Origin of the sequence: Nocardiopsis sp. CA-288880 (assembly GCF_050955985.1) — a bacterium.
Taxonomy (GTDB): domain Bacteria; phylum Actinomycetota; class Actinomycetes; order Streptosporangiales; family Streptosporangiaceae; genus Nocardiopsis; species Nocardiopsis tropica.
Genome location: NZ_CP192105.1, coordinates 5,048,201 through 5,067,597, shown reverse-complemented (window position 1 = coordinate 5,067,597; position 19,397 = coordinate 5,048,201). Strand labels below are relative to the sequence as shown.

General features: G+C 74.2%; 16 protein-coding genes. 8 read left to right on the top strand and 8 right to left on the bottom strand.

Annotated features, from left to right (window positions below):
• The first annotated feature begins 350 nt into the window (after positions 1–350).
• The 4 genes from moaA (at position 351) to ACQPYD_RS22055 (ending at position 7,299) form a co-directional block, all read left to right on the top strand.
• The gene (gene moaA / locus ACQPYD_RS22070) at positions 351–1,358 is read left to right on the top strand and encodes a GTP 3',8-cyclase MoaA (RefSeq protein WP_433697486.1); all 1,008 of its coding nucleotides are present in this window, start codon (positions 351–353) and stop codon (positions 1,356–1,358) included.
• 139 nt (positions 1,359–1,497) lie between these two features.
• Entirely contained in the window at positions 1,498–2,685 is a 1,188-nt protein-coding gene (locus ACQPYD_RS22065; RefSeq protein ID WP_433697485.1) for an RtcB family protein, read from the top strand.
• 51 nt (positions 2,686–2,736) lie between these two features.
• Positions 2,737–3,378 (top strand): molybdenum cofactor guanylyltransferase, encoded by a 642-nt coding sequence (mobA, locus tag ACQPYD_RS22060; RefSeq protein ID WP_433697484.1) that lies wholly within the window; start codon positions 2,737–2,739, stop codon positions 3,376–3,378.
• 117 nt (positions 3,379–3,495) lie between these two features.
• Positions 3,496–7,299: a HEAT repeat domain-containing protein gene (locus tag ACQPYD_RS22055; protein WP_433697483.1), complete on the top strand. Its 3,804-nt coding sequence runs from the start codon at positions 3,496–3,498 to the stop codon at positions 7,297–7,299.
• 90 nt (positions 7,300–7,389) lie between these two features.
• On the opposite strand, the gene ACQPYD_RS22050 is transcribed toward ACQPYD_RS22055, so the two are convergent.
• Positions 7,390–7,608, bottom strand: a complete 219-nt coding sequence (locus tag ACQPYD_RS22050) for a hypothetical protein (RefSeq protein WP_433697482.1) — start codon at positions 7,606–7,608, stop codon at positions 7,390–7,392.
• Between the two features lie 538 nt (positions 7,609–8,146).
• Here ACQPYD_RS22050 and ACQPYD_RS22045 point away from each other — a divergent pair.
• On the top strand, positions 8,147–8,356 hold the full coding sequence (locus tag ACQPYD_RS22045) for a dodecin (protein WP_267945396.1): 210 nt from the start codon (positions 8,147–8,149) through the stop codon (positions 8,354–8,356).
• Between the two features lie 61 nt (positions 8,357–8,417).
• Here the strand turns inward: ACQPYD_RS22045 and ACQPYD_RS22040 are convergent, their stop codons facing one another.
• The 3 genes from ACQPYD_RS22040 to ACQPYD_RS22030 all read right to left on the bottom strand — a co-directional run bounded on the left by ACQPYD_RS22040 (position 8,418) and on the right by ACQPYD_RS22030 (position 11,911).
• Positions 8,418–9,203, bottom strand: coding sequence for a hypothetical protein (locus ACQPYD_RS22040; RefSeq protein WP_433697481.1), 786 nt, complete (start codon positions 9,201–9,203; stop codon positions 8,418–8,420).
• 154 nt (positions 9,204–9,357) lie between these two features.
• Positions 9,358–10,059 carry a cell wall anchor protein gene (locus ACQPYD_RS22035; RefSeq protein WP_433697480.1) on the bottom strand — a complete coding sequence of 234 codons (702 nt, stop codon included), beginning with the start codon at positions 10,057–10,059 and terminating at the stop codon, positions 9,358–9,360.
• Between the two features lie 319 nt (positions 10,060–10,378).
• Positions 10,379–11,911, bottom strand: coding sequence for an LCP family protein (locus ACQPYD_RS22030; protein ID WP_433697479.1), 1,533 nt, complete (start codon positions 11,909–11,911; stop codon positions 10,379–10,381).
• A gap of 496 nt (positions 11,912–12,407) precedes the next feature.
• On the opposite strand from ACQPYD_RS22030, the gene ACQPYD_RS22025 reads away from it, so the two are divergent.
• Entirely contained in the window at positions 12,408–13,316 is a 909-nt protein-coding gene (locus tag ACQPYD_RS22025; RefSeq protein ID WP_352984927.1) for an Lrp/AsnC family transcriptional regulator, read from the top strand.
• A 259-nt stretch (positions 13,317–13,575) separates the two neighbouring features.
• The gene (locus ACQPYD_RS22020; protein WP_433702102.1) at positions 13,576–14,340 is read left to right on the top strand and encodes an RraA family protein; all 765 of its coding nucleotides are present in this window, start codon (positions 13,576–13,578) and stop codon (positions 14,338–14,340) included.
• A gap of 91 nt (positions 14,341–14,431) precedes the next feature.
• On the opposite strand, the gene ACQPYD_RS22015 is transcribed toward ACQPYD_RS22020, so the two are convergent.
• Positions 14,432–15,133: a FadR/GntR family transcriptional regulator gene (locus ACQPYD_RS22015; protein WP_267945391.1), complete on the bottom strand. Its 702-nt coding sequence runs from the start codon at positions 15,131–15,133 to the stop codon at positions 14,432–14,434.
• A gap of 168 nt (positions 15,134–15,301) precedes the next feature.
• Between ACQPYD_RS22015 and ACQPYD_RS22010 the strand changes: the two genes are divergently transcribed.
• Positions 15,302–16,588, top strand: a complete 1,287-nt coding sequence (locus ACQPYD_RS22010; protein WP_433697478.1) for a CynX/NimT family MFS transporter — start codon at positions 15,302–15,304, stop codon at positions 16,586–16,588.
• On the opposite strand, the gene ACQPYD_RS22005 is transcribed toward ACQPYD_RS22010, so the two are convergent.
• The 3 genes from ACQPYD_RS22005 to aceA all read right to left on the bottom strand — a co-directional run bounded on the left by ACQPYD_RS22005 (position 16,557) and on the right by aceA (position 19,280).
• Positions 16,557–17,375: a CPBP family intramembrane glutamic endopeptidase gene (locus tag ACQPYD_RS22005; protein ID WP_433697477.1), complete on the bottom strand. Its 819-nt coding sequence runs from the start codon at positions 17,373–17,375 to the stop codon at positions 16,557–16,559. The two genes, ACQPYD_RS22010 and ACQPYD_RS22005, sit on opposite strands and share 32 nt — an antisense overlap.
• Positions 17,376–17,442: 67 nt before the next feature.
• The gene (locus ACQPYD_RS22000) at positions 17,443–17,721 is read right to left on the bottom strand and encodes a DNA primase (protein ID WP_433697476.1); all 279 of its coding nucleotides are present in this window, start codon (positions 17,719–17,721) and stop codon (positions 17,443–17,445) included.
• 260 nt (positions 17,722–17,981) lie between these two features.
• Positions 17,982–19,280, bottom strand: coding sequence for an isocitrate lyase (gene aceA / locus ACQPYD_RS21995; RefSeq protein WP_433697475.1), 1,299 nt, complete (start codon positions 19,278–19,280; stop codon positions 17,982–17,984).
• Positions 19,281–19,397: the final 117 nt, after the last annotated feature.

Genomic DNA, 19,397 nt, shown 5'->3' with positions numbered 1-19,397 from the left:
CCGGCGGCCGGTCCCGGCCGCGGCGACGGGTGCCGCCGGGACGCTCTCTGGGATGGTCACCCTAAGGGGCGGCGGAGCCCGTGTACACGAGGCCGGGGCGGGCAGGCGGGGCCCGTCGGATCCGGGGGATCCCGGACGTCCCGGGCCGCGGGCCCCGGGGCCGGGTCCGTACCTGTGCGATCGCCCTACCAGCCGCTTCAACTTCGTGTTCGACAACGAAATGCGTCATAGGGTGTGATCAGGATGTCCGGTAATGAAAGGGATCTTCTACGCTGATCTCTGCCGAACCCCGCGGGCGGGTATAGCCCACAAGACAAGCCCGATGACTCGGACTGGAGAGGGTGGGGCCCGTGCTGGCCGATTCCTATGGGCGACTGGCGACCGACCTGCGTGTGTCGCTCACCGATCGCTGCAACCTCCGATGCACCTACTGCATGCCCCCCGAGGGCCTGGAGTGGCTGCCCAAACCGGACCTGCTCACCGACGACGAACTCCTCCGGCTCATCGGGATCGGGGTGACGCGGCTCGGCATCACCGAGGTCCGCTTCACTGGCGGCGAACCCCTGCTCCGGCGCGGGCTGCCCGGCCTCGTCGCGGGCACCACCGCCCTCGCCCCCCGGCCCCGGACCGCCCTCACCACCAACGGCATCGGCCTCGCCCGCATGGCTCCCGCCCTCGCCGAGGCCGGGCTCGACCGGGTCAACGTCTCCCTCGACACCCTCGACCCCGAGGTGTTCGAGACCCTCGCCCGCCGGCGCAGGCTCGACGACGTCCTCGACGGGCTGGCGGGCGCCGCCCGGGCCGGACTCACCCCGGTCAAGGTCAACACCGTCCTCATGCGCGACATCAACGACGCCGAGGCCGCCGGCCTCCTGCGCTACTGCGTCGAACGCGGCTACGAGCTGCGGTTCATCGAGCAGATGCCGCTCGACGCCCAGCACGGATGGCGGCGCGACAACATGATCACGGCCGAGGAGATCCTGGGCCGTCTCGAGGCGGAGTTCACGCTGGAGCCCGCCGACAGCGACACCCGGGGCAGCGCCCCCGCGGAGCTCTTCCACGTGCGCGGGGTCCGCTTCCCCAACGGCGAACCGGCCACCGTCGGAGTCATCGGCTCGGTCACCAGGCCCTTCTGCGGCGCCTGCGACCGGGTCAGGCTCACCGCCGACGGCCAGATCCGCAACTGCCTCTTCGCGCGCGAGGAGTCCGACCTGCGCTCCCTGCTGCGCGGCGGCGCCACCGACGACGAGATCGCCGAGCGCTGGACCGCGGCCGTCTCCGCCAAGCTGCCCGGACACGGCATCAACGACCCCAGCTTCCTGCAGCCGTCCCGCCCGATGTCGGCCATCGGCGGCTGACCGCACACCTCCCGGCCCGGAGCCCCGTCCGAAAACCCGTTGCCGCCGCGCCCCCGTTCTGGCTTGATGTCCGGGGGCACGGCCACGTGCCCGGACCGACGACGTACAGGCCAGATCTGGAAAGGGAGGTGGCCTGACCATGCCCTACACCGAAGTTCCCGGTGATCGCGTTCCCATCCGTATGTGGGCCGCACCCGACGGGGTCGAGGCCGCGGCGATGGAACAGCTGCGCAACGTCACCCGCATGCCCTGGGTGCACGGGCTCGCCGTCATGCCCGACGTCCACTACGGCAAGGGCGCCACGGTCGGCTCGGTCATCGCCATGCGCGACGCCGTCAGCCCCGCCGCCGTCGGCGTCGACATCGGCTGCGGGATGACCGCCGTGCGCACCGACCTGACCGCCGAGCGCCTGCCCGACGACCTCGGGCGGCTCCGCTCCGCCCTGGAGGCGGCCGTCCCCGTGGGGTTCCACGCCCACGACGAACCGGTCGACCCCGCCACCGTCCCCACCGTGCGGGAGACCGACTGGAGCGGGTTCTGGAAGGGGTTCGACGACCTGGCCCCCGCGGTACACCCCCGCCGGACCCGCGCCCGGCGCCAGATGGGCACCCTGGGCGGCGGGAACCACTTCCTGGAGGTGTGCCTGGACGACGACGGGACCGTGTGGCTGGTGCTCCACTCCGGCTCGCGCAACATCGGCAAGGAACTGGCCTCCCACCACATCGAACAGGCCCAGGCGCTGCCGCACAACCAGGACCTGCCCGACCGGGACCTGGCGGTGTTCGTCACCGGGACCCCGGAGATGGACGCCTACCGCCGGGACCTGTTCTGGGCCCAGGACTACGCGCGCCGCAACCGCGACGTCATGATGGGCCTGGCCTGCCGGACCCTGGTCGAGCAGATCCCCGGCACCCGCTTCGAGCAGTGGATCTCCTGCCACCACAACTACGTCGCGGAGGAGACCTACGACGGGGTGGACGTCCTCGTGACCCGCAAGGGCGCCATCCGCGCGGGATCCGGCGACCTGGGGATCATCCCGGGGAGCATGGCCACGGGCACGTACATCGTCCGCGGGCTCGGGAACCCGGCCTCGTTCAACTCCGCGTCGCACGGCGCGGGCCGCAGGATGAGCCGGAACAAGGCCCGCAAGACCTTCACCGAGGCCGACCTGGTCGAGCAGACCCGGGGCGTGGAGTGCCGCAAGGACCTGGGCGTGGTCGACGAGATCCCGGCCGCCTACAAGGACCTGGAGTCGGTGATCGCCGCCCAGACCGACCTGGTCGAGGTGGTCGCCCACCTGCGCCAGGTGGTCTGCGTCAAGGGTTGACCCGCGGGCCCCTCCTCGCCGGAGGGGCCCGCCGTGGTCCATCCTGGGGGCATGGACACCCCGAGCACACGGAGCACGCCGCCGCCCCAGGAACGCCCGGGGGCGCTCGACGCGGTGATCCTCGCCGGGGGCGGGGGACGCCGCATGGGCGGCGTCGACAAGCCCGGGCTGGCCGTGGCCGGGCGCACGCTGCTGGAGCGCGTGGCCGACGCGGTCCGCGCCCACGGCGCGGCCGCGGCGGGGACGGGGCCCGGCCCCCGCCTGGTCGTGGTCGGCCCGCACCGGGAGAGCCCACGCGCGCTCTACGTGCGCGAGGACCCGCCGGGCTCGGGACCGGTGCCCGCCCTGCGCGCAGGGATCGCCCACGTGCGCTCCGGCTGGTTCGCCCTGCTCGCCGCCGACCTGCCCCACCTGGCCCCGGAGCACCTGGACGCCCTGGCGGGAGCCGCGGTCCGGGCCGGATCCGGAGCCGTGTTCGTGGACCCCGCGGGCCGGGAGCAGTGGCTCACCGGCGTGTGGCGCACCGACGCCGTCCGCGACGCCCTCGCCGGGTACACGGGCCGCTCGCTGTACGGGCTGCTCGGCCCCCTGGAACCGCGTCCGGTCCCCGCCGACGACCTCGCCGCGGCCGACTGCGACACCCCCGAGGACCTCGCGCGGGCCCGCCGGCTCCTGGAGCCGCCGGCCCCCTGACGCGGCGGCCCGCGCCCGCGCCGCGCCCCCGCCCACCAGCACGGCTTGCCGGATCCGGCCGCGGTGGTCCATCATGAGCGCCATGACGATCAGGAAGGGCGGATCCCGCCCGGGCCTTTGAGCCCCACCGCGCCGGCGTACGGGTCGGCCGACCACCTCCTCCGCTCCCTCCGGGACGAAGCCGCGTCCCCGCGCATGCGGGCCCTCGCGCTCTACGCCCGCGACCACGCGGGCACACCCCACCTCGCCGGAATCCTCCGGCAGCTCGAAACCGGCGGCCACGGCCGCCTCGCCGTGCACATGGCCACGGCCGCGCGCGACACCGCCGCCGTCGCCCGCCACCTCGCCGGACCCGACCACGCGCTCCGCCGCGCCGCGCTGCGCGCCGTCCGCGAGTTCCCGCTCCCCGACGAGGCCGTCCCGCCCGTGCTGACGGACGCCCCCACGGGTCTGCGACGCGCCCTCTACCGCACCCTCTTCCACGCCCGACGCACCTCCGTGGCCGACCTCCTCCTGCCCCGCGTCCGCGCCGACCACGGCGACGCCGAGGCCGCCGCGCTCCTGCCCGCCTGCTCACCCGGGCAGGTGGCCCGCCACCTGCCCGAGCTCCGCCACGCGGTCCGCTCCTGGACCCGCCTGGCCCGGCGCCACCCGGACATCCTCGTGGAACTCCTCTCCGGCGTCCGGGACGACCTCCGGGAGCACGGCGGCCACCTCCACAGCGTGTTCCCCGACTGGCGGCGCCTCTGCCGGGCGCTCGACCCGGTCCGCCCCGCCGAGCTCGGCGGCCTCGCCAAGGACCTCGGCCCGCGCGTCGCACTCCGCTCCGGGGCCTTCCCGCACACCCTGCGCGCGCTGCCGCCGGACCCCGGCCGCCGACGGTATCCGCAGCGCTTCCCCGCGCTGCCCGACGGAAGCCGCGACGTCCGTGTCCTGTACAGGGAGATGCGCCGCCGCCCCACGGTGGCCCTGGCGGTCCTGCGGCCCATGCCCCCGGCGGTGCGCGACGAGTACGTCGACGCGTTCGCCGACACGGCCCACGACCGCGGCGGGTTCGAGCTCCTGCCCTTCCTCGGACTGCTGCCCCGCGACCGGGCCGAGGCCGAGGCGCGCGTCCTGCTGGAGCGGCTCACCGCCTTCCAGGCCCGCCGCCCCGGACACTCCGACCCCCACGGCGACCTGGACGCCGTCGCCCACCTGCCCTACGGCGAGGCGGTCGCACCGCTGGAGGAGGCGGCCTCGGCCGGGGACGCCGACCGCCGCGCCCGGGGGCTGGCCCGGCTGGTGGAGGCCACCGCGCGCACCGGGGATCCGGGCCTCCTCGCACGGGTCCTCACGGAGCGGGTCGACCGGTCCCGCTCGGAACGCGATCCGGTCCGCCGCGCCCTGCTGGCCGCACTGGCAGCCGTCCCGCCGGGACTGCTGGTCGGCGACGAGCCGCACGGGCGCGCCGCACCGGACGGGGAGGCCGACGGATCCGGCGTGCGCACGGCCACCTCGCTCCCCGCCCTGCGCGGGCTGCTCGCCGACACACTCCGGACCCGCGACACCTCACCGCCCACGCGGCGCGCGCTGCGCGACCTGGCCGCCCGCCTGCTCCGCCACCCGGACACACGCGGGGTCCCGGAAGCGGTCGGATGGGCGCTGGACGCCTACGCCGGCCTCGTCGCGCGCTTCGGCGCGGACGGGCTCGGCGAACCGGGACGCCCCCGGTCCGGTCCGCCGTGGTGGACCGGCGGGGCGCGGGCGGACCGCGTGCCCCGCGCCCCCGAACCCTTCCTCGACCAGGTGATGCCCCGGGGATCGGAACAGGACCTGTACCGGAGGCTCGCGCCGGTGCTCCGGGCCGCCCGCGCCCGGGACGACTTCGCGCCCGCGGTCGCCCTGGCCCGGGAACTCGGCCGCCGCGCCCGTTCGCTCCCCGGCCTGGGGGACCAGCTGGTGGCCGCGATCCGCCACGACCCGTCCGGCGCCACCGCCGCCGAGGCGGCGGACCTGTACCTGGCCGGGCCGGACCTCCGGGCCGGCGCCCTGGCGCTGTTCCGGTCCGACCACGCCACCGCGCTGGTCCCGCGCGTGTGGGACGTCCTCTCCCGCCACCACGCCCCCGGGGTCGTCCACGCCGCCCTCGGCGCGGCCGAGGCCCGCCGCGCGGCGGCCGCCGCGGACACGGGGGGCCGGGGCGCACCGGGCCCGGACACGGGCCCCGGAACGGCAGACGCGGCCTCCGCCCCCGCCGGACCGGCGCACAGGAGCAGGGCGCACACGCCCCACGGCGCCGCGCTCCCCCTGCCAGGGGGCGGCGCCGGCCCCGGCGCGCCCGCGGACCGCGCGGTCGGCGCCGGCGAACTCGACACCCGCCCCTCCGTCCCCGCGTTCACGGACCCCGCGGCCGGCCTCGGCCGGCCCGGCGCCCGCACGCCCGCCTGGGTGCCCCGCATCGACGCCCGGACGGCCCGCGACTGGCCGGGGGACCTCCGGGACCGCGTCGCCGCGTACCTGGAGGGGCTCGTCGGCGATCCCTCCCTCGCGCTCGACGAGCGCGAGGCCGCGCTGTCCGGCCTGGGCCGACTGCCCGGGACGACCGACCGCGTCGCCCGCTTCCTGGACGGCCCGGACATCGTCCTGCGGGAGGCCGCCGCCGGGGCGCTCGGCCACGGCGACAGGCCCGAGCGCGCCCTGCGCCTGGTGCTGGCCCACGCCGACGGCCCGCAGTCCCGGGCCGCCGCGCCCGCGATGTCGCGCTGTGCCCTGGCGGTCGCGCCCTCCCGGCTGGGTCCGGTCCTGGGGCGGGCCCTGGAGGGACCGGCCAAGGTCACCGTCCGCAAGGCGGCGGCGCGGCTGCTCGCACACCACCGGCCGCCGGGAGCCGTCGACATCCTCGCCCGCGCCCTGGACGCGGAGGGGCTGCACCGGGACGTGCGCGCCGCCGTGGCGGGCTCGCTGATGCGCGTCCTGGACCACCCGGCCGCGCTTCCCGCGCTGACCGCGCACGTCCGGGGGTTCACGGAGGTGGAGGTCCAGTTCTCCCTGCTCCAGGCGCCCCCGATGCACTGTCCGCCCGCGAGTCGTGAGGCCGTCGCCGCCCTGGTGGCCGCGCTGCCCGACCCGGGCCGCGACCACTGGCGGCTCGGCGGGTGGGCCGGCCGCTGGGCGCCCTGGACCGAGTACGACCTCGACGACGCCGTGGAGGCCCTGTGCGACCCGGGCCGTCCCATCGGCCAGGCGTTCCGCGTCTTCCACGCACTCCTGGACAGGGGCAGGGGCCGCGACCGGATCGCGGAGGCGCTCTCCCGGCTGCTGGCCTCCGTCCCCGGGCCGGGCGAGGGCGTTCCCGTGCGGCGGCCGGACGGCGGGTCCGGCGACGGGCCCCACAAGCGGGTGCTCCGCCTGGTGGACCTCCTGTGCGACGAGGCCGTGCGGGCCCCGGCGGGCGACGGCCCCGCCCTGCGCCGACAGGTGTTCTCGGCGCTCGACCTGCTGGCGGCCAGGGACGAGTACGGGCCCGAGGCGGTGCGGATCGTGCAGGCGCTGATCACCCGGGAGGTCTCACGGGCGGACGGAGCCCCGGACCCGGGTGCGCTCGGCGGACTGCTCCTGCGCGCTGCGGGGATCCTGCCCCGGCACGCGCTCCTTCCCGAAGGGGGCGCCAAGGGCGTGGTCGACACCGTGGCCCCGAGCTTCGGGCGCGACCGGGTCCCGCCGGAGACGCTGGCCTCGGTGGTGCGGCACGTGTTCGGGGCCGCGGCACGGACCGCGGGACCGGCGGGGGAGGCGATGGGCCTGATCGGCCTCGGCATCGTGCGGCGGGCGGGGCGCGCCGACGGCTGGCCCGCCCCCTGGCCCGAACTGCTCTCCCGGGCAGGGGAGCTCGGCCACGAACCGGTGCGCCTGGCCGCCTGGCGGCTGGCCGTGGAGTGAGCCCTTCCGGGGCGGGGCCGGCGGTGTAGGGCCGGTCCCGCCCCGGAGCCGCGGACGGGGCCGGACCGGGACAAGGCGGTCCGGCCCGTCTCAGCCCTCGAACTCCGCCATGGGGACGCACTCCCGCAGGAACCCGCGCACCTCCAGGAAGCCGGACAGGTACTCGCGGTGCTCGTCGCAGGCCAGCCACACCTTGCGGCGGTCCGGGGTGTGCAGCTTGGGGTTGTTCCACACGAGCGCCCACGCGGCCTCGGCGCGGCAGTCGCGCCTGGAGCACCGCGTCGGGGCGACGGAAGCGGTATTACCCAATGGTGACCCCCAGGGAGCGAATCGGCTGCCCCGGTCAAGCCGGGGCCACGATCGGGTCTGTGCACCGATCGAATGCGAACAAAAGGCGACGCCGGGTGGTTACGGGGGCAAACCACCCGGCGTCGCACGCGATGTTCCAACGGGGGCTCGGAACATCGCTCCCGCGCTTCGACGGGGGACCGAAGCGCTAGACCCAATGTACACCGACGCCCTCCGGTGTACATCAAGAGTCAGTTACGACGTTGTCTCGGGAGAGTCCCGCCGGGCGCGTGTCCTCAGCCCCAGCTCAGGACTTTCCTGGCACGTCGTCCAGGGAAAAGGGCGCTTTCCGGGCGGGACTCCACACCACCCCGGTCACGTGCGTCCCACGCGTGTACAAAGCATCCCCCGGCTGGGGGTAAAGCGCCCCGGAGGCGCTCCGACCTCGGAACGAGCCGGCCGGGAGGCGTCCTGTGTGGCTCCTGGGGAATCAGGGGAGGCAGTGAAACGGGGGTCGCGCCGTGCGCGACCGCGCAACCGACTACCCAGGGGGTCCCACATGTCCCACCACACCTACCGCGTCACGGAGATCGTCGGCACCTCCCCGCAGGGGATCGACCAGGCCATCCGCAACGGCGTCGACCGCGCCTCGGCCACGCTGCGCGGCCTGGACTGGTTCGAGGTCACCGAGATCCGCGGGCACATCGAGGAGGACGGCGTCGCCCACTTCCAGGTGGGGCTCAAGGTGGGGTTCCGGCTGGAGGACTGACGCCGGGGGACCCGCGCGCGCCGCCGGCCGGGCCCGGTCCGCCGGCCCGGCCGGCGGACCGTCAGCCGCCCCCGGACTCGCTGCCCCGCTGGACGTCCACGTGGACGTGGTCCAGGTGCCGCAGGATCTCGTTGTCCGGGTCAGCCTCGTAGTCCCGCCATCCCAGCGACGGATAGTAGGTGCTCCAGATGCGGTCGTCGAAGATGATCACGTCGACGGCGTAGTCCGGGGCGTGCGCGATCAGCCAGTGCGCCATCACCCAGCCCTCGCGCCGGTTGTCCTCGTCGACCGGCCGGTAGAAGACGTCGATCGCCCGGCCCTCGTAGTGGGCGGACCCCTCGCCGTGCCCCGTGTCGTAGCCGCCCGGGTAGTAGCCGCCGAGGCTGAGGTCGGAGAAGTGCTCCTCCATCCCGTCCTTGAGCTCCTCGGCCCGGGGGGTCAGGCCGGAGGGCTCCAGGTCCTCCTGGACCCGCAGGTCGGGGTCCTTGACGGACCGGCAGGTCAGCGAGGGGCCCGCGTCCTCCTCCGGGCCCTCCTCCAGGACCGTCATGACGGCGTCCGGGATGTCGTCGGTGTCGGGGGCCTCGACGGGGGCGGAGTCGCCCTGTGCGGAGACGGCGGCGGCCGTGGTCGCCCGCCGGGCCTGGTCCCGGTCCAGGCGCACCTGGTCCTCGCCGGTCCATACCGAGCACTCCGGTCCCCACGGCGTCGACACGGGGAAGACGTCGGTGTTGCGGGCCAGCCAGCGGGCGCCCACGACCGCCACGAGGCCGAGGACGGCCAGGATCGCCACGGCGGCCAGGAGCCCGTGCCAGCGGCGCCCGGGCCGCGCGCTTCTGTGTGTCATGCCCTTTCCGCCCCTCCGTGTTCGTGCCCGGCGGCGTGCGGGTGCCGCCGACGCGCGTTCAAGAGTGGTCAGTCTCCGAATATTCCATCAGATTTCAGGCACTAGGGACATATTGCCCAGATCGGTTCCCGTCTACCGCCGCGGCGCACCGGGGTCACCGGATCGACCAGAGGACGAACACACCCCCCAGGACCAGGGTCAGCGCCCAGATCCGGTCCATGGTCACGCCCTTCCAGCGCAGGGCGTGCACCCCCAGGAAGTCGTAGGCGATCAGGGCCGCGACCCCCGAGGCGAACAGCATCGCCGCCGTGTGCACCCCCGTCGCGGCCAGCCCGGTCAGGGTCGCGTCCCACAGGGACCACCCCCCGTCGGGCACGCCGGGCGCCGGGGCCGCCTGCGCGGCGGCGTCCGGCGGCGTCCCCCCGTGCCCCGCGTGGCCGCCCCCCTCCGCGTGCGAGAGGCGGCCGGCCAGGACCGGCATGAGCATGAGCCCCGCCCCGTGCGCGGACGACATCAGGAACGACCAGGCGGCCACCTGCCACAGGGGGAGGCGCACCTCCCGCCAGTGGAAGTGCCGGCGCGAGAGCAGCATCAGCAGCCCCACGAGGACGATCACGGACCCGCCCACCACGGGGAAGAGCACGGAGGCGGTCATCGAACCGGTGACGGTGACGGCGACCGCGGCGACGGCGACGCTCCCCGCGTGCCCGGCCGCGACCGCGGGGAGGGAGCGGAGCACCTCGGAGCGGCCCCCCTCCTGGAGGCCGCGGGACACGGCCAGCAGCCAGCCCATGCCCGGGTGCAGGCCGTGGAAGGCGCCCAGCGCGACGAGGGTCCAGAGCTGCGCGGTGGTCACCGCGTCAGAGTCACACGGCCCGGACGGGGCGGCAACGCCCCCCTGCGCAGTTGACCGACTCCGGTCAGTCACGGTTGCGCGGGGCCGCGGAGGGGCAGCGGGGACGTCTTCCGAGCTCCCCGCCGGGTGGTGGGAACGGCGGAGGCCGCGGACGGGGCGGCGGGCCGCGCGCCGCCCCCGGCCGTGCGGGCGCCCGGGGGCGCCGGGCGGTCCGCGGAGGGGCTGTGCGCGGCGGCGGCCCCCGCCGCCGGAAGCCCCCGGGACGCGACGGCGCCCGGGGCCCGGCGGGCTCCCGGGCGCCGTCGCGCGCCTGGTCGGATCAGGGGCAGATCGTGTTCAGATCGGTGGCCTCCGCGCCCACCTGGCGGCCCGGGTCGGCGGGCTCCTCCTCGTCCAGCCCGGTGTACTCCTGCCACTCGGTGCGGTCGTCGCCCTCACCGGCGGCCTCCTCCGCGTCCTCGCCGCCCTCCTCGGGCGAGGCGGAGGGGGATGCCTCGTCGGGGATGTCGTCGGACTCCACGCTCCCGGCGGCGATCGCCTCGGTGACCAGGTCCCTGACCTCGTCCCAGTCGGGGTTGGCGGTGTTGACCTGGGGCGGGGACAGCTGGAACGTGCTCATCCGCCCGGTGTCGGTGACCAGGTCGGCCAGTTCGATGAACGCGGGCACCTTGCTCTGGGGGATGTCCGTGCTCAGGGTCCGCTTGGTGGCGCCGGCGAGCCTGCGGTAGCTCGTGAGGATCGTCGTCGGCTCGACCTGTTCCGTGACGTACTTGATCAGGCAGCCCTGGCGGCCCATCCGCCCGTAGTCGTCGCTGTTGACCCGGGACCGCCCGTACCAGAGCGCCTCGTGGCCGTCGAGCCTGCGCAGGCCCGGTTCCAGGACCCCTCCGTGGACGCCGTAGGGGATCGGCTCCTCGATGCGGACCTGCACGCCGCCGATGGCGTCGATCAGGTCGCGGAAGCCCATCATGTCGACCATCGCGTAGTAGCCGATGTCCAGGCCGACGTTGTGGCCGATCACCTTCTTGAGGGTGTCGGCGGACGGGTCTCCCACGGCGGGGTTGAGCGCCAGCTCGTCCGGCTCCTCGGCCACCGTCTGGTACACGTCGTTGAGGAGGAGGTCGAAGCCGTACGGCTCGGGGTAGCGCTCGGCGAGGGCGCTGTCCTCCGGGAACCGCACGTTCTCCAGGTTGCGGGGCAGGCCCACCAGGACGGCGTCGCCGGTCTCGGGATCCATGCTGGCGACCATCATGGTGTCCGTGCGGACCCCGTAGCGGTTGTCCGCCGAGTCCGCGCCGATCAGCAGGACGTTGACCCGCTCGGCCCCGTTCCAGGGGTCGGCCGCGTCGTGCGGGGGCAGTTCGGGGTCCTCGTCGCCGCTGAACACGTCGGCAAGGGTCTCGTGGGCCGTGTACCCGCCGTGCAGGGCCAGGGCGGAGGGCGCCGCGATGGCCAGGCACAGGACCAGGACCACGGCCCCGCTGAGCAGCCGCCGGCCCAGGGGCATCCCCGCGGGTCTGGTGATCGTCCAGGAGTGCAGGACGACCGCCAGCCACAGGACCGCGGCCACGAACACCAGGCCCATGGCGCCCAGCAGCCAGCGGCTCTGGACCGCCATTCCGGCGAGCAGGGCCATGGCCCCCGAGTCGTGTGCGCCGATGCGCCAGGCCGAGAAGGCCAGGGCCGCGATCCCGGCCAGGTACAGGCCGAGGATCACCGCCCCCGCGACCCTGCGCCGCATGCGCAGGTGGGCCAGGCCCGGGAGGGGGACCGACGCCGCGGTCCACAGCAGCGCCCGCCCCGTACTCAGGCGCGCGGGCGCCTCGTCCCGCTGATCGTCCTCCGCTGCCACCGACGATTCCTCTCCAGCATCGGGACGGCTGGGTCCGCCCCGTTCGGTTGTCCCCCGTCGCCCTCGCCGCGCGACGGTCACGCCCCGGGACCCGGCTCCGTGTCCGGGGCCCCTGTCGGGTCCGCGTCCGGCGGGGCCGCGGGGAACCCTCCCCGGCGGCGCCCGTCACGTCGGACGCTCGGTGCGGTACGCCTCCCGCCCCGGGGCACGTGTGCCCTGCCGAGCGGTGTGCGAGGGTCCGCAAGTTCAGTGTGGCGCTTTGTGAGAGTTGTGCGCACGACTACTCACTCAAGAGGGATGTTCTATACAAGTCTGTTATGTGGTCTCGACGCCGTGGTTGGGGGATTGGATGACGCTTTCGGGCCGATCAAAGGGGTGAATCAACCGATTTCTTTCGCGATCAGTAGTGAACGGGCTCCACAGCTGCGATGATCTGGCCGCAGGAGGGGGCGTCGTCCGGGGGAAGGGCGGCGTCATGGGAACGAAAGGCACCATCGTGCTTGATGCGGTTGACGCCGCGCTTATGCGCGCGTTGCAGGGGGACGGCAGAGCGACGTTCCAGGCGCTGGCCGACGGAGTCGGCCTGTCCCGGACGGCGGTTCGCGCCAGAGTGCGCCAGCTGGTCCAGTCGGGGGCGATCCGGATCGTGGGGGTGCTGCACGCCGGAGTCGTGGGCATGGAGGTCCTCGGTCATGTGTCGTTCCGGGTCAGCGGTCCCGTGGGGCCGCTGCTGGAGGCGCTGGGCGAGCGCGAGGCGGTGACCTTCGCGGCGCAGTCGGCCGGGAGGTTCCCGGCCGTCGCGCAGGTGCGGGTGGCCGACGACGGAGCCCTCACCAAGGAGCTCACCGACCTCCGCTCGCTACCGGGGGTGGAGGGCGCGGAGGTCTTCCGCGCCAACGCCGTCTTCAAGGACGCCCACAGCAGCGTGCGGGAACTGCGCGACATCGAGTTGGACGCCCTGGACTGGCGTCTGGTTCGGCAGTTGCTGAAGGACGGCCGGGCCTCGTACGCGGACCTGGCCCGCCAGGTGGGCCTGTCGCAGGCGGCGGCCCGCTCGCGGGTCGTGCGGCTCCTGAACTCCGGTGTGGTGCACGTGACCGCGCTGGTGGAGCCGTCGGCGGTGGGGGCCAACGAGCAGCTGGGCTTCGGCCTGCGCTGCCGGGGCGACGCCGAGGCGCTGGGCTCCGCGCTGGCGAACATGCCCCGCGTCTCCTTCATGGCCAGCGGCTTCGGCCGCTACGACATCATCGGCACCCTCACCGCGCCGGACCGCTGCCAGCTGGTGGAGGCGCTGGAGTCGGTGCGGTCCGCGCCGGGCGTGGGCTACGTGGAGACCTGGGACCACCTGTCCGTGCGCAAGGAGCGCAGGGGCGGGGAGCGGCCGGTGGAGTGGTTCCCCGGCTGAGCAGGGCCGTCCGGGCCGACCGGCCCCGACCAGGCGCGCGCCCGGTCGGGGCCGGCCCTGTGCGTGACGCAGGGTGTGAGGCCGCGTGCGCTTCGGGCTCATCTGTAACCATCGGTAGCATTTTTACGTGTTTCCGCCACGTATGGCTTGCGTCACGCTTAAGTTACCCGTGAGTATGGAGGAGGTCGGTTCGAACCGGCCGCACCGGGCGCGGGTGTAGTGGGAGGCTGACGTGGCGCTTGCGAAGACGTTGACGGCTGTGGGAACGGTGGCACTGGCCCGCTGCGGCGGCCGGCCCTTCGGCACGCACCTGTTCTCGGTCTGGCCGGGGGCCGCGTTCGCCGCGACCGCCTTCCCGGTGCGCTGTACACCGGGGGACAACCTCGCCCTCCACGTGGCGGTGGCCCAGGCGCCGCCCGGGTCCGCCCTCGTCGTGGACGTGGCGGGGGAGTCCGAGTACGGCTACGTCGACGAGATCCTCGCCGTGGCCGCCCGGACCCGCGGCGTGAGCGGCATCGTCCTGGACGGCTGCGTCCGCGACATCGCGGCCATCGCGCGCTGCGAGCTCCCCGTGTTCGGGGCCGGGGTCGCCGTTCGCGAGGCGGGCCACGAGGCGGGCGGCTCCGTCGGCCGGGAGATCAGCATGACCGCGAGCGGCCCGGCGCCCCTGCCGGTGCGCCGCGGCGACTGGATCGTCGCCGACGACGACGGCGTGGTCTGCCTGCCCCGGGGGCAGGTGAGCGCCATCATCGCCGAGACCATGAGCAGCCTCTCCCGGGAGCAGGAGATCATCGACGCCGTGTACGCGGGGGAGAGCACCCTGGACCTGCTCGGCCTGGACCCGTCGCGGGTCTCGGGCTGGGAGGGGGCCGCGGGGAGCGGGAGCCGGCTCGCCGCGGGGCGCTCCCGGGCCCTGGGCGCGGTGCGCCGCGACACCGCGTCACTCGCGGCCGAGGGCCACCCGGCGGCGCGACCCCGTGTGGGGCCGCGCCCGGCTGTGGGCGAGGCCTACCGGGGCGACTGAGTCCCGTCCGCGTGCGGGAGCCCGGACCCGTCCTCTCCGGGCGGGTCCGGGCTCCCGCACGCGCGGCGGCACGCGGGGAGCGTCCGGTGCGTCAGTCCTCGGTGAGGGACAGCAGCTCGTCGATGTAGCAGGTGGCCTCCCGGGCGGCCGCCGCCGGGTCCGCGGAGCGGATGGCCTCGGTCAGCTTCGAGTGGTCCACGCCGTCGGTCTCGGACGAGGGCTGGTTCGTGGCGCCGTCGTTCTGCTCGTACGCCGTGTGCGCGATGCTGGCGTACACGACCTGGGCGATGTCGTCGTACAGGTCGATGAGCAGGGTGTTGTGGGTGGCGTTGACGACCGAGCGGTGGAACGTGAAGTCGGCCTCCACGAACGCGCTCATGTCGCGGTCGCGCCAGGCGGCCTCGCGCAGGGCCATCGCGCGGTCGATGTCGGCCATGTCCTCGTCGCTGTGGCGCAGGGCCGCCAGCCTGGCGGCCTCCACCTCCAGCGCGCGGCGCACCTCCAGGTTCTCCCGCAGGCGGGAGCGCTCCAGGCGGCGCCGGAGCGCGCCGCCGAGCTCGCTGGAGGCGCGGACGAAGGTGCCCGCACCCTGGCGGATCTCCAGCAGGCCCGCGTGGGCGAGGGCGCGGACGGCCTCACGCACGGTGTTGCGGCCCACCTCGAGCTGGTCGGAGAGCTCCGACTCGGTGGGGATGCGGTCGCCGACGCCCCATTCACCCGAGTCGATCTGCGCTCGTAACTGACTGATGACCTGGTCTACGAGACCGGTCCGGCGTGTCGAGGCGAGGGGCACGCGTTTACCTCCTAGGGGCGGGTCGCCGGATGACAGGGCCAGCGCACAGGTACGGAACGGTTAAGGCCGGAGCTTAGACCAGTTACCGTCGGGAATTGGCCTCGAACGGCAATGCGTTATCCTCATGAAGTACATCCGGTCATCCTACGAATCTGCGAGTCGCCTTCCATGAGCGCCGGATCAGCGCCCCACACGTCCGTGACGAGCGGTCCCCCCGCAGGCACGACCGCCCCCGCCCGCCCGCCGCGGGCCGTCCTCCTGCTCCTCGCGGCCGGCATCGCCCTCGCCGCCCTCAACCTGCGCACGGCGATCACCAGCGTCGGACCCGTGCTCGGCGAGGTCACCGCCGGACTCGGGATGACCGCGGTCGGCGCCGGCCTGCTCACCACGCTCCCCGTGCTGTGCTTCGCCCTCTTCGGCGGCCTCACCCCGACCCTGGCCCGCCGCCTGGGGGAGCACCACCTGCTGGTCTACGCGCTGACCGCCGTCACCGTCGGCCTCGCCACCCGCGCGCTGGTGGCCGAGCCCTGGATGTTCCTGGCACTGAGCGCCGTGGCGCTCTCCGGCGGAGCGGTCGGCAACGTCATCCTCCCCGCCCTGGTCAAGCAGCACTTCCCCGACCGCGTCGGCCTGATGACCACGGTGTACACCACCGCCCTGGCCCTGGGCACCACCATCGCGGCGGCCTCCACCGTCCCCCTGGAGCAGTCCACGGGGGAGTGGCGGATCGCCCTGGGCGCCTACGCCCTCTTCGGCGTCGTCGCCGCTGTGCCCTGGCTGCTGGCGCTGCGCCACGAGCCCGCCCCCGGAGACCCCTCCCAGTCGCTGGGCTTCCGCCAGGTGCTGGGCACCGGCATCGGCTGGCAGGCCATGCTGTACTTCGGCACGCAGTCCTCGGTGGCCTACATCATGTTCGGCTGGTACGCGCAGATGCTGCGCGACCAGGGCATGTCCCCCCAGACGGCGGGGCTGGCCCTGTCCTACCTGACCGTCCTGGGCATCCCGATGTCCCTGGTGCTGCCCACCCTGCTGACCCGGCTCCGCGACCAGCGGCCGTTCGTGGTCATGTTCGCCGCCGCCTACCTCGCGGGCCTGGCCGGGCTGTGGTTCTCCCCGCTCTCGGGGGTGTGGGTGTGGACCACCCTCGTCGGCATCGGCATGGGCAGCTTCGTCTTCGCCCTGACCTCCTTCGCGCTGCGCACCCGCACCGGCGCGGGCACGGCCGCCCTGTCGGCCTCCAGCCAGAGCCTGGGCTACCTGATGGGCGGCGCCGGCCCCTTCCTGTTCGGCCTGCTGCACGAGGCGAGCGGTGGCTGGCACGCCCCGCTGCTGCTGGTGGTGGCCCTGGTCGCGGTCAACCTGGGTGCGGGCCTGCTGCTGGGCAGACCCGGCCACCTGGAGGACGCCATCCGGGACCGCGCGCTCAGAAGGGAAGCCAGTCGATCCGGCCGATGAGGTACACGGAGCCGACGAAGGCCACGATGTCGATGACGGTGTGCGCGACCACCAGCGGCATGACCCGCCCGTAGCGCAGGTAGAACCAGCCGAAGACCAGCCCCATCACCAGGTTGCCGAAGAACATGCCCACCCCCTGGTAGAGGTGGTAGAAGGCGCGCAGCACCGAGCTGGCGAGCACCGCCTTCCACGGCGCCCAGCCGAGCTGGCCCAGCCGGTGCAGCAGGTACCCGACGACGATGACCTCCTCCAGGACGCCGTTCTTGGCGGCCTGGAGCACGAGGACGGGCACGTCCCACCAGTTGCCCTCCAGGGTGCTGGGCACGACCGTCAGGGTCAGCCCCAGGTTCCAGGAGACCACGTACACGGCCAGGCCCCCCGCGCCGATCAGCGCGGCCAGGGCGGCGCCGGTGCCCAGGTCGAAGCCCGGCCTGCGCACGTCGAAGCCGATCGTGCGGGAGGACTCCCCCGAGCGGCGCATGAGGTAGGCCACCAGCAGCACCGGGGCCATCGAGAAGACCAGCGCGTACAGCTGGCGGGACAGGTCCAGCCAGGGGCGGGCGTCGGCGCGCGGGTTCACCAGGCTCGCGGTCTGCTCGGCCAGACCCCCCGGCGCCGTGAGCACGCCCGCGAAGGAGATGATCGCCGAGACCGCGGACGCGCCCAGGGAGAGCGCGAGGACGCACACGACCTCCCATCGCAGCAGGCCCCGCTCCGGCGGCGCTGTGGGGGAGGACGGCGTCCCCGCGTCCTCGGCGGTGTGCGGTGCTCGGATCTTGTCGGTCACGCGTCGCAATCTACGCGCTGTGCGCCGGACGCGTGACCGGGGGGCTCAGGGACGGGGCTCCCCGGCGTCAGCCCTCGCCGTCGTCGTCCTGGTCGTCCTGGTCGTCGCCGCCGTCGTTCTGGTCGTCCTGGTCATCCTGGTCGTCGCCGCCGTCACCGTCGCCGCCGTCGTCGTTCTGGTCACCGTCGTCGTCCTGGTCGCCGTCGTCCTGCTGCTCCGTGTCCACGTCCGGCAGGACGTCGTCGCAGGCGGCGGTGCCCAGGACCACGAACGCCGACAGGGCGCCCACGGCGAGGACGCGGCGCAGGACGGGAAGGGTCGCGAGGAGCGGGTCGAGGAGTTTCACGGGTGCCTCCTGGTCTCGTGGCGGGCCGGCGGGCGCCGACCCCGCGCGGTCGCCAGCCTAGGTCCCGGTACGGCGGGCGGCCAAAGCGACGCGTGCGCGAATGCGTGTCGGAGGACGCCCGAAACCGGACACGGACAAGCCGCCGGCCATACGCGTGTGACACGGACCGCGTATGGCCGACGGCCAGGGGGCGGAGTCCGTCCCGCCCCGCCCCAGCCACGAAAGCGGGGAGGGACGGACTCCTGGGAACGAAGACCAGGTCAGTGAGCCGCTGAGAACTGGTCTTCTTCGGTGGAGCCGGTGAGAGCCGTGGTGCTGGCCTCGGGGGAGATGGTCGTGCTGATCGCGTCGAAGTAGCCGGTGCCGACCTCGCGCTGGTGGCGGGTGGCGGTGTAGCCGTCGGCCTCGGACGCGAACTCGGCCTCCTGGAGCTCGACGTACGACGTCATCCCGTTCCGGGCGTAGCCCTTGGCCAGGTTGAACATCGAGTGGTTGAGCGAGTGGAAGCCCGCCAGGGTGATGAACTGGAACTTGTAGCCCATGTGGCCCAGCTCGCGCTGGAACTTCGCGATGGTCGCGTCGTCCAGGTGCCGCTTCCAGTTGAAGGACGGCGAGCAGTTGTAGGCCAGCATCTGGTCCGGGTACTCCGCCTTGATGCGCTCGGCGAAGTCGCGGGCGACCTCCAGGTCGGGGGTCGCGGTCTCCATCCAGAGCAGGTCGGAGTGCGGGGCGTAGGCCAGGCCGCGGGCGACGCAGGCGTCCACCCCGTTGCGGAAGCGGTAGAAGCCCTCGGCGGTGCGCTCGCCGGTCACGAAGGGCCGGTCGCGCTCGTCGATGTCGCTCGTGATCAGGGTCGCGGCCTGGGCGTCGGTCCGCGCGATGACGAGGGAGGGGACACCGGCGACGTCCGCGGCCAGGCGGGCGGCGTTCAGGGTCTTGACGTGCTGGCCGGTCGGGATGAGGACCTTGCCGCCCAGGTGGCCGCACTTCTTCTCGGAGGCCAGCTGGTCCTCCCAGTGCACGCCGGCCGCGCCGGAGGCGATCATGCCCTTCATCAGCTCGTAGGCGTTGAGGACGCCGCCGAAGCCGGCCTCGGCGTCGGCCACGATCGGGGCGAGCCACTCGGGGGCGGTGTCGTCGCCCTCGGACCAGGTGATCTGGTCGGCGCGCAGCAGGGCGTTGTTGATGCGGCGGACCACGGCCGGGACCGAGTTGGCGGGGTAGAGGCTCTGGTCCGGGTAGGTGCTGCCGGAGAGGTTCGCGTCGGCGGCGACCTGCCACCCGGAGAGGTAGATGGCCTTCAGGCCGGCGCGGACCTGCTGGACCGCCTGGTTGCCGGTGAGGGCGCCGAGGCTGTTGACGTAGTCCTCGGTGTGGAGCAGGTCCCAGAGGCGCTCGGCGCCCCGGCGGGCCAGGGTGTGCTCCTCGGTGACCGAACCGCGGAGCCTGACCACGTCGTCGGCGGAGTAGGTGCGCTCGATACCGGCCCACCGGGAGTCGGTCTCCCAGTCGCGCTGGAGTTCGGCGCTGGCTTCCTGACGTCGAGCGCTGGTGCTCATGTTCGTTCCCGCCTTACGTGTAGTCCCCAAGGTGTTCGCACCGGTCGAGGGAGTTCCTGCCAGGACCAGGGGCCGAGCCCTGGGCGTATGTTCCCCGCCGGTAACTATGATTCTTGG

Excerpts from the sequence above, each read along its gene's own strand:
- ACQPYD_RS22065 (WP_433697485.1), top strand. The coding sequence starts at position 1,498 with ATGCCCTACACCGAAGTTCCCGGTGATCGCGTTCCCATCCGTATGTGG.
- mobA (WP_433697484.1), top strand. The coding sequence starts at position 2,737 with ATGGACACCCCGAGCACACGGAGCACGCCGCCGCCCCAGGAACGCCCG.
- ACQPYD_RS22045 (WP_267945396.1), top strand. The coding sequence starts at position 8,147 with ATGTCCCACCACACCTACCGCGTCACGGAGATCGTCGGCACCTCCCCG.
- ACQPYD_RS22040 (WP_433697481.1), bottom strand. The coding sequence starts at position 9,203 with ATGACACACAGAAGCGCGCGGCCCGGGCGCCGCTGGCACGGGCTCCTG.
- ACQPYD_RS22010 (WP_433697478.1), top strand. The coding sequence starts at position 15,302 with ATGAGCGCCGGATCAGCGCCCCACACGTCCGTGACGAGCGGTCCCCCC.
- aceA (WP_433697475.1), bottom strand. The coding sequence starts at position 19,280 with ATGAGCACCAGCGCTCGACGTCAGGAAGCCAGCGCCGAACTCCAGCGC.